Raw genomic sequence first — 2,288 nt, 5'->3', positions numbered from 1 at the left:
GATCTGGCCAACAAGATCAAGCGCATCGCCGCCGACGAGCTCGAGGCTTCTGCCGGCGACATCGAGTTGTCCGATGGTGTTGCCCGCATCGTCGGCACCGATCGCTCGCTCGATTTTTCCAGCATCGCCAAGGCCGCCAAGACGCCTGACGATCTCAAGGGCTTTGGCGAGTTCGTGCAGGACGAATGCACCTATCCCAACGGCACCCACATCTGCGAGGTCGAGATCGATCCCGACACCGGCGCGACCGAGATCGTCCGCTACACCATCGTCGACGATTTCGGCGTGACCGTAAACCCGATCCTGCTCGCCGGCCAGGTGCATGGCGGCGTCGTGCAAGGCGTCGGCCAGGCACTGACCGAGGACACTATCTATGGCGAGGACGGACAGCTTTTGACGGCGAGCTTCATGGATTACGCCATGCCGCGCGCCGACAATTTCCCGTTCTTTCATTTCGAGACCCGCAACGTGCCTTCGACCACCAATGCGCTTGGCATCAAGGGCGCGGGCGAGGCCGGCACCATCGGCTCGACCCCGGCGGCACTCAATGCGGTGACCGACGCGCTCTGGCGCGCTTATGGCGTCAGGCACATCGACATGCCGGCAACGCCGGCGCGTATCTGGGCGACGATCCGAGAAGCGTCGGGAGCGTGACAGCAGGCCCCGGCAGCCCCTCGGCCACAGCCAGCGATGATGCCGGCGGGCACGACACGCTTACCGGCATCATGCTCAAGATCGTGTCGGTGGCGGTCTTCGTCGGCATGCAGACCTGCATCAAAGCCGCAGGCACCGTTCCGGCCGGCCAGATTGTCTTCTTCCGCTCTTTCTTCGCCATCTTCCCGATCATCGCCTTCCTGGCCTTCAGGAAAGAACTCGGCACTGCCTTCACCACCAAGCGTCCGTTCAACCACATCGCCCGCGGCCTGGTCGGCGTCTGCGCCATGGGGCTCGGCTTTTTCGCGTTGACCCGGCTGCCGCTGCCCGAAGCGATCACGCTGAACTACGCGCAGCCGCTGCTGGTGGTGGTGTTCAGCTCCATCTTCCTCGGCGAGGCTATCCGCGTGTATCGCTGGAGTGCGGTCGCGGTCGGCCTGGTCGGCGTGCTGATCATCTCCTGGCCGGAACTGACGCTGCTGAGTTCCGACCAGGCGCTCGACGACCAGGAAGTGCTTGGCGTCATGGCCGCTCTTGTCGCGGCAGCGATCTCGGCCGTCGCCATGCTCTTGGTGCGCAATCTCGTGCAAAGCGAGCGTACGGCGACCATCGTGCTGTGGTTTTCGGTGACGGCGAGCGTCATGTCGCTGCTGTCGCTGCCATTCGGCTGGCAGGCGCTGACGCCGCTCCAGGCGGCCCTTCTTGTTGCCGCCGGCTTCTGCGGCGGCCTTGGCCAGATCCTGATGACGGCGGCCTATCGCCATGCCGAAGCCTCGGTCGTGGCGCCGTTCGAATACACCTCGATGATCCTAGGCCTCGTCGTCGGCTATCTCGTCTTCGGCGACGTCGCCACGCTCCATATGCTTGTCGGCGGCCTGATCGTCGTCGCCGCCGGCATCTTCATCATCTGGCGCGAACGCCAGCTCGGCCTGGAGCGCACCCGCACGCGCAAGGCATCTTTGCCTGAAGGGTGACTACGACAGCTCGGCTCGCTCCTTCGCCAACCGAACCAGCACCGTCCTCGTCTGTTCGTCGGCGGGGAAAAACGATTCGATCGCCAGTTCCGAAAGCGTCACGTCGAGCGGCGTGCCGAACACGGTGATGGTGCTGATGAACGACAGCACCTGATCGCCATGCGCCAGCCTGAGCGGATGCACGATGGCGTTCGGCTCGACCGGCGACGGCCGGCTGCCTCTCAAGCCTGACGGATAAGTCCTCAGCTCACGCTCGAGTTCGATCAGCGCCGCGTCGCCGCTCGCGTCATTCTGGTGTTTCAGGCGCTCGAGCAGATGCGTGCGCCATTCCTGGAGATTGACGATGCGTGGCGCGATGCCGCCGGGATGCAGGCTGAGGCGAAGCACGTTGACCGGCGGCGTCAGCAGCGAAGCCTCGCTGACATCGGCAAGGAAGGGAGCGATGGCGGCGTTGGCCGAAACCAGGTTCCAGTGGCGGTCGACAGCGAGTGCCGGGAACGGCTCGTGGCCTTTGAGCACGATTTCGACCGCCGCCATCGCCGGCGCCATTGTCGTGTCGGTCAGCGAGCGTTCGCCGAAACTGGGGGCAAAGCCGGCGGCGAGCAGCAACTGGTTGCGTTGCCTCAGCGGGATCGACAATTGCTCGGCCAGATGCAGCAC

At 64.6% G+C, this 2,288-nt stretch carries 3 protein-coding genes; 2 read left to right on the top strand and 1 reads right to left on the bottom strand.

The window, feature by feature from the left end; translation table 11 throughout:
* Positions 1-654 (top strand): molybdopterin cofactor-binding domain-containing protein (locus EN932_RS34290; RefSeq protein WP_164890786.1); only part of this gene is annotated, 654 nt, incomplete at its 5' end.
* 71 nt (positions 655-725) lie between these two features.
* A complete protein-coding gene (locus EN932_RS34285; protein WP_244506971.1) occupies positions 726-1,628 on the top strand; it encodes a DMT family transporter in 903 nt (300 codons plus the stop codon).
* Here the strand turns inward: EN932_RS34285 and EN932_RS34280 are convergent.
* A partial coding sequence (locus EN932_RS34280) for a transcriptional regulator (protein WP_128369445.1) occupies positions 1,629-2,288 on the bottom strand: 660 nt, incomplete at its 5' end. It abuts the gene before it with no gap.

The sequence above is a fragment of the Mesorhizobium sp. M7A.F.Ca.US.002.01.1.1 genome, from assembly GCF_004022955.1.
In the GTDB taxonomy this organism is placed as follows: domain Bacteria; phylum Pseudomonadota; class Alphaproteobacteria; order Rhizobiales; family Rhizobiaceae; genus Mesorhizobium; species Mesorhizobium ciceri.
The sequence above is the reverse complement of the archived record's forward strand: the minus strand, read 5'-3'. Positions and strand labels throughout refer to the sequence as shown.

What these genes read in the sequence shown, in the direction of transcription:
- EN932_RS34285 (WP_244506971.1), top strand. Translation starts at nt 726, where the DNA reads ATGCTCAAGATCGTGTCGGTGGCGGTCTTCGTCGGCATGCAGACCTGC.